Consider the following 7,329-nt stretch of genomic DNA (forward strand, 5'->3'; position numbering starts at 1 on the left):
GGCCGAAGCCCGGTCCCAAGCCCAGCCCGTCCGCCGCCGCCCCCGGCGCCGTCACCGAGGACCCCTCGCCCTCCGACCGGGCCGCCGCGCTCAAGGCGGCCCGGACCGCCGCCGGCGACGGCCTGGCCGCCCGCCCGTACATGGGGTGGAGCAGCTGGAGCCTGGAGTCCACGAAGTACCCGGGGGTCAACCCCGGCGGCAACGGCAACTGGCTGACCGAGGCCCATGTGCTGGAGCAGGCCGACGTGGTCGCCTCCACCCTCAAGCCGTACGGCTACGAGTACGTGAACATCGACGCCGGGTGGTCGCGGGCGACCGACTGGGCGCCCGGCTTCGACGAGTACGGCCGGGAGATCGCCTCACCCGACCGGTTCCCCCACGGCATGAAGTACGTGGCGGACCAGCTCCACGCCAAGGGCCTGAAGGCCGGCATCTACCTCGCGGTCGGCCTGGCCAAGGAGGCGTACAAGAACGGCGCGACGCCGATCTGGAACGCCGCCGGCTGCACCACGGCCGACATCGTGTACCCGGACCTGCGCACCACCAACGGCTGGGACAGCTCGTACAAGATCGACTTCTCCCGGCCCTGCGCCCAGAAGTACGTCGACTCGCAGGCGCAGCTGATCGCCGACTGGGGTTACGACTTCCTCAAGCTCGACGGGGTCGGGCCCGGCTCGTTCAGGAGCGGCGACAACTACGACAACATCCCGGACGTGGCCGCCTGGCAGGCCGCCATCGCGAAGACGGGACGGCCGATCCACTTCGAGCTGTCGTGGTCCCTCGACCGCGGCCACGCGGCCGACTGGAAGAGGTACGCGAACGGCTGGCGCATCGAGACCGACGTCGAGTGCTACTGCGACACGCTGGTGACCTGGAACAACTCGGTGAAGATCCGGTGGGACGACGTCCCCGCCTGGACGCCGTGGGCCGGACCCGGCGGATGGAACGACCTCGACTCGCTCGACGTGGGCAGCGGCCAGATGGACGGCCTGACCCAGGACGAGCGGCAGAGCTACATGACGCTGTGGGCGATCTCGGCCTCCCCGCTCTACACCGGTGACGACCTGACCAAGCTCGACCCGTACGGCCTGTCCCTGCTGACCAACAAGGAGGTCATCGCGGTCGACCAGCAGGGCCTTCCGGCCCGGCCGGTCACGGCCACCGGCCCGGCACAGGTCTGGGGCGTGAAGAACGCCGACGGCACCTACACCGTGGCGCTGTTCAACATGGGCGCCTTCCCGGCCCAGGTGACGGCGCACTGGAGCAGCTTCGGGTTCGGCGGCCGGGCCGATGTCCGCGACCTGTGGCAGCACAAGGACCTCGGCGCGCAGGACGGCTCCGTCTCCGCGACGCTGCCCGCGCACGGCTCCCGGCTGCTTCGGGTCACGCCGCGCGGCGGCCCGCTCAAGGTCGTCTCGTACGAGGCGGAGGCCCCGGGCAACACGCTGGTGGGCGGCGCCTCCGCCGCTGGGTGCTCCGGGTGCTCCGGCGGGATGAAGGTCGGCAACCTCTACAACGGCGGCGCGCTGCGCGTCAACGGCGTCACCGTCCCGAAGGCCGGCCTCTACCAGGTGAACATCCGCTACGCCACGGGCGACCCGCGCTCGGCCACCGTCTCCGCCGACGGCCAGAACGCCGTCACCCTGGCCTTTCCGCCGAGCGGCGGCTGGGACGTCCCGGCCACGATCACCGTCCCGCTGCAACTGCGGGCCGGCGCGAACACCATCGAGATCGACAGCTCGACGCCGGTCTACTCGCCGGACGTCGACAGGGTGGACATCCCGCTCGACCGCTAGGGCGGCGCCCACGGGAGGCCCGGACGCCGTCCGGGCCTCCCCCGAACGAAGGAGACGTACCTTGAGCGAGGAGCGGGAGTCCGGCGACCTCGTCCTGTCGTGGCCGCGGCCGGCGTCGAGCTGGTACGAGGCCGCGCCTGTCGGCAACGGCCGGCTCGGCGCGATGGTGTTCGGCGGCGTGCGCCGGGCCCGGCTCCAGGTCAACGACTCCACGGTCTGGTCGGGGGAGCCCGGGGGACCGGCCCGGGCGCTGGAGGAGGTCCTCGCCGCCGGCGCGGGCCCCGGCCGGCTCGCCGACGTCCGGCGGGCGGTCCGCGAGGAGGACCACCGGCGGGCGGAGGCCCTGCTGATGGCGTTCGAGGGCCGGTACAGCCAGGAGTACCTGCCCTTCGCGGACCTGTGGGCGAGCATGGACGGCGACGACGCCGGATACCTCGGCCGCGCCCTGAACCTGGACGACGGGGTGGTCACCGAGACCTTCGAGGCGGGCGGGCGGACCGTGCGGCGACTGACCTGGGCGAGCCGCCGGGCGGAGGCCGTCTGCGTCGCGATCTTTGTCGAGGGCGGGACGGCGGACCTGCGCCTGGAGCTGACCTCCCCGCTCCGGACCGTCCACCACGTCGCCGGCCCGGACGGGTTCACGCTGGGCGTCGAGGTGCCCACCGACGGCGCCCCGGCGCACGAGCCGGACGTCGCCGAGCCCCTGCGGTACGGCGGGCCCGTCCCTGATGGGTACGACCCGTTCGCCGCGGCGGCCGTCCGGGTGGACACGGACGGCCGCGTCTCGGTCTCCGGCGGCGTCTGGTCGGCCCAGGGCATGTCCCGGGCGCTGATCGTCCTCACGAGCTCCACCGCCGCGGGCGACGCCTGGGCGGGCGCGCCCGGGGCGAGCCGGGAGGAGCACCTGCTGCGGGCCGGGCGCCGCGCCGCGCAGGCCCTCGCCGCCGGCGCCCGGCACCTGCTGGACGCGCACCGGGAGGACCTGCGCGCCCTCCTCGGCCGCACCCGCCTCGTCGTCGGCCGGCGCGGGGCGGGCACCTTCGACGTCGCGCGTGACGTGCTCGGCGGCGCGGACGAGGGCCTGCGCGCCACGGTCATGGTGCGGCTCGGCCGGTATCTGCTCGCGTCGGCCTCCCGGCGGGGCGCCGGGCCGCCGGCGAACCTGCAGGGCATGTGGAACGCCGAGCTGCGGCCCGCCTGGTCGTCCAACTACACCGTCAACATCAACACCCAGATGAACTACTGGGGAGCCGAGACCGGCGGCCTGCCCGAGTGCCACGAGCCGCTGTTCGACCTCGTCGAACGGCTGTCGCACACCGGCGCGGAGGTCGCCCGGCGGCTGTACGGCACGGGCGGCTGGGTGGCGCACCACAACACGGACATGTGGGGATGGGCCCTGCCCGTCGGCATGGGCCACGGGAACCCGTCGTGGGCGATCTGGATGATGGGCGGCGTCTGGCTGGCCCAGCACCTGTGGGACCACTACGAGTTCGGACAGGACACCGGCTTCCTCCGCGACCGCGCCTGGCCGGTGCTGCGGGGCTGCGCCGAGTTCTGCCTCGACTGGCTCACCGAGGGCCCGGACGGCCGTCTCGACACGATCCCGTCCACCTCGCCGGAGAACCTCTTCCTCTCGCGCCGGGGGACCCCCGAGTCGCTCTCGTACTCCACCGCCATGGACATGGCGATGATCCGCACGCTGTTCGCGCGCTGCTTCCGGGCGGCCCGGACGCTCGGCGTGGACGACCCCGTCGTCCCGCGCATCGAGGCGGCGCTGCCCCTGCTGCGCGATCCCGGCGTCGGGCCGGACGGCCGGCTGAGGGAGTGGGCGGAGGACCACCCGGAGCACGACCCGCACCACCGGCACCTGTCCCACCTGGTCGGCCTCTACCCCTTCGACGAGATCGACCCCGGCCGGACGCCGGATCTGGCCGCCGCCGCGGCGAGATCGCTGGACACCCGTGGTCCAGGGGCCATGGGATGGTCGTGGGCGTGGAAGATCGCGCTCCGGGCGCGGCTCGGCGACGCCGGCGCCGCCCGGAGCCTCTTCCTGGAGGCCACCCGTCCGTACGACGGCGACGCCGGCGTGCACGGGCCCGTCGACGGCTCCGAGTGGGGCGGCCTGCTGCCCAACCTGTTCAGCACCCACCCGCCGTTCCAGATCGACGGCAACTACGGGCTCATGGCGGCGGTGCTGGAGATGGTGGTCCAGAGCCACGGCGGGGTCGTCCGCGTCCTGCCGGCCGTGCCGGAGGAGTGGCCCGACGGGGAGGCCAGGGGCGTGCGCTGCCGCGGCGGGTGGAGCGTCGGCCTCACCTGGCGGCGCGGCGCGCTCACCTCGCTGACCGTCCGCAACGACGTCCCCGGCGGGCCGCGCACGCTGCGCGTCCGCCACGGGGACGCGACGGCGGAGGTGACGCTGGCCGGAGGCGAGGAGGCTGCCCTGGTGCCCTCGCCGGCCGGGTGCGAGCCGACGGCCGGGCACGAGCCCACGGCCGGACACGAGAGGACGGAGGGCCGATGACGGCCGATCCCGGTGTGGACCCGCGCGGCCGGCGCGGTTCCGGAGAGGACGGAGGGCCGATGACGGCCGATCCCGGTGTGGACCCGCGCGGCCGGCGCGGTTCCGGAGAGGACGGAGGGCCGATGACGGCCGATCCCGGCGTCGAACCGCGGGCGCGTTCCGGTTCCTACGAGGAGCCCGGGGACTTCGACGACTTCTGGCGGACGACCCTCGACGAGGCGGCCGGGCACCCGCTCGACCTCGCGCTCACCCCTGTCGCCACGCCGCTGCGCACGGTCGAGGTGTTCGACGTGAGCTACCGCGGGTTCGGCGGCCACCCCATCCGGGCCTGGCTGCGCGTCCCCCGGCACCGGGAGGAGCCGCTGCCGGCCGTCGTGCAGTACCACGGCTACGCCAGCGGCCGCGGCCACCCGCTCGACGACCTGCTGTGGCCCTCGGCCGGGTACGCGCACCTGCTGATGGACACCCGCGGGCAGGGCGGCGCCTACGCCGGCGGCGTCACCCCGGACCCGGTGGGCGCGGGCCCCGCCTACCCCGGGTTCATGACGCGCGGGATCGCCGCCCCGGAGACGTACTTCTACCGCCGGGTGTTCACGGACGCGGTGCGGGCCGTCCAGGCCGTCCGGAGCGCCGGCATGATCGACCCGGCCCGGGTGGGCGTCGTCGGCGCGAGCCAGGGCGGCGGCATCGCGCTGGCCGTGGCGGGCCTGGTGCCCGGCCTGCGGGCGGTGCACCTCCAGGCGCCGCTGCTGTGCGACATCCCCGGGGCCGTCCGCACGGCCACCGACGGCCCGTACCAGGAGATAGCGGGGTATCTGGCGACGCACCGGAGCGAGCCGCGGCGCACGCTCGCGACCCTGGCGTACTTCGACGGGATCGCGTTCGCGCGGCGGGCGGTCGCCCCCGCGTGGTTCTCGACCGGCCTCCTCGACGGGGTCTGCCCGCCGTCCACGGCCTTCGCGGCCTTCGACGCGTACGGCGGCCCGAAGGAGATCGCGGTGTGGGAGTACAACGGGCACGAGGCGGGCGGGCCGGCCGATCTGGAGATCGCCCTGGCCGCCTTCTCGGCGCGCCTGTCACCTCCGGCCTGACCCACTCCTGGGACTGGCGGGTCCACCCTCGCGGCGGCGATGTGTCATACGTTGGTGAGGTGGAAGGCTTTGGGCCGCTCGGGGACTTCCTGCGCGCCCGGCGCCGCCTCACGTCGATCGAGCAGGTCGGCCTGCGGGCGGGCGGCCAGCGGCGCACGCCGGGGTTGCGCCGGGAGGAGGTGGCGATGCTGGCGGGCGTCAGCATCGACTACTACACGCGGCTCGAACAGGGCCGGGAACGCCGCCCGTCGGACCAGGTCGTCGGCGCCCTGGCGCGGGCCCTGTGCCTCGACTCCGACGCCGTCGACCACCTCTACGAGCTCGCCCGTCCCCGCAGCGCCCGCACGGCGGACGACCGCGTCGACGCCCGGGTCAGGCGGCTCATGGAGTACTGGACACAGGCGCCCGCGTACGTGGTCAACCGGAGACTCGACGTGCTCGCCACGAACCGGCTCGGCGCGGCCCTCATCGACGGGCTGAAACACCCCGGCAACCTCCTGAAGCTGACCTTCCTCGACCCCGCGTCCCGCCACTTCTACCTCGACTGGGAGCAGGAGGCGCGGTACAAGGTCGCGTACGTGCGGGCGGCCATGGGGTCGGACCTCGGCGACCCGGCCCTGGTCGAGCTGGTCAGGGAGCTCTCCGCGGCCAGCGAGGACTTCCGCGTGATGTGGGGCCGCCACGACGTGTGGCCCAAGTCCCGGGCGTGCGAGCGCATGTACCGCCCCGAGGTCGGGGAGATGGTCCTCCACCTCGACGCGTTCGCCGTCAACGGCGCCCCCGGCCAGGAGCTGGTGGTCTTCCAGGCCGAGCCCGGCAGCCCCTCCGAACGGGCCCTGATCGAGCTGGCCCACCTCTCGGCGGCGCGGCACACGGGGTCCGCGTGACGTGACCGGGCTCACGTTTCGCCGGCCGCGAGGATGCCCAGCAGGGTGAGCGCCTCCTCCGCGGCGCTGCCGGGGTCGGCGTGGCAGACGTAGAGCAGCACGTCGGGGGCGCCGCCGACCGACAGGGTGTCGTGCCGGAGGTCCATGTCGCCGACCTCGGGGTGGTACATGTGCTTGAACTCGTCCACCTCGGCGTCCCTGCGGCCCCACATCCGGCGGAACTCCGTGCTCTCCGAGCAGAGCTGGTCGACCAGGTCCCGTACCTCGGGGGCGTCGGCGTCGTCCCCGTTGGCGGCGGCCAGGTGGGCCACCTTGGAGCACGCCTCCCGCTCCCAGTTGCGGAAGAACCCCTGGGCGCCGGGCTCGAGGAACGCGTGCCGCATCAGGTTGTCCGTGTGGTCCATGCCGTCGAACAGGGCGCGAGCCAGCCTGTTGGAGGCCAGGACGTCCAGCCGCCGGTTGACGGCGAAGACCGGCGCCCGGTGCCAGTTGTCGACGGTCTGCTGGACGACGGGGGGCACCCGGCGCCGTACGGCCGGGTGCGCGAGCCGGTGCATGCGGTCGACGGCGTCGGCGTCGAGGCCGAAGACGCGGGCGAGGACGTCGAGCACCCAGTCGGGCGGTTCGGCCACCTCACCGCGTTCCAGGCGTGCGTAGTACTCGGGGTCGAGGCCGGTCAGCATGGCCACCTCGTCGCGGCGCAGCCCCCGGGTCCGTCCGCGACGGGGCAGCCGAGCCAGGGCGTCCAGTGGGGCTGTCGTGCGCAGAGCGCGGAGCAGGTCGGCCAGAACTTCCACGACGCCACGCTATGACCTCTGTGGGGTCCCAAGGATGGGTGCGTCACACCTAGGAACGGAGCGGAGTCCCAGAGGGCGGGACCCGATCCACCCCGTGCGGAGGCGTCCGGCGGCCCGATCCAGCCCGCGCGGCGGCGTCCGGCCTGCCGGTCACCGCGCCGCGGCGTCGCCGCCGGAAGGGGCCGGTGCCGGGTGGGCGGCCGAGGCGGGGGAGCGGGGGCCGAGGTGCGGCTT

Annotated in this window: 5 protein-coding genes; 4 read left to right on the forward strand and 1 reads right to left on the reverse strand. The window is 74.4% G+C overall.

The window, feature by feature from the left end:
* From MPTA5024_RS37905 to MPTA5024_RS37920, 4 genes are all read left to right on the forward strand, one after another.
* A partial coding sequence (locus MPTA5024_RS37905) for an alpha-galactosidase D (protein WP_198167660.1) occupies nt 1–1,796 on the forward strand: 1,796 nt, incomplete at its 5' end.
* Nucleotides 1,797–1,857: 61 nt separating this feature from the next.
* On the forward strand, nt 1,858–4,320 hold the full coding sequence (locus MPTA5024_RS37910; RefSeq protein WP_063794870.1) for a glycosyl hydrolase family 95 catalytic domain-containing protein: 2,463 nt from the start codon (nt 1,858–1,860) through the stop codon (nt 4,318–4,320).
* A 122-nt stretch (nt 4,321–4,442) separates the two neighbouring features.
* Complete coding sequence (locus tag MPTA5024_RS37915; RefSeq protein ID WP_036333723.1) at nt 4,443–5,411, forward strand: acetylxylan esterase; 969 nt, start codon at nt 4,443–4,445, stop codon at nt 5,409–5,411.
* Nucleotides 5,412–5,470: 59 nt separating this feature from the next.
* Nucleotides 5,471–6,298, forward strand: coding sequence for a helix-turn-helix transcriptional regulator (locus MPTA5024_RS37920; RefSeq protein WP_036333316.1), 828 nt, complete (start codon nt 5,471–5,473; stop codon nt 6,296–6,298).
* 11 nt (nt 6,299–6,309) lie between these two features.
* Here MPTA5024_RS37920 and MPTA5024_RS37925 read toward each other — a convergent pair whose 3' ends face one another.
* Nucleotides 6,310–7,095: a helix-turn-helix domain-containing protein gene (locus MPTA5024_RS37925; RefSeq protein WP_036333318.1), complete on the reverse strand. Its 786-nt coding sequence runs from the start codon at nt 7,093–7,095 to the stop codon at nt 6,310–6,312.
* Between the last annotated feature and the right edge of the window lie 234 nt (nt 7,096–7,329).

Source organism: Microbispora sp. ATCC PTA-5024, from assembly GCF_000511135.2.
GTDB classification, from domain to species: Bacteria; Actinomycetota; Actinomycetes; order Streptosporangiales; family Streptosporangiaceae; genus Microbispora; species Microbispora corallina.

Bases quoted from the DNA above. Each gene is read 5' to 3' on its own strand.
- MPTA5024_RS37915 (WP_036333723.1), top strand. From the start codon at position 4,443: ATGACGGCCGATCCCGGCGTCGAACCGCGGGCGCGTTCCGGTTCCTAC.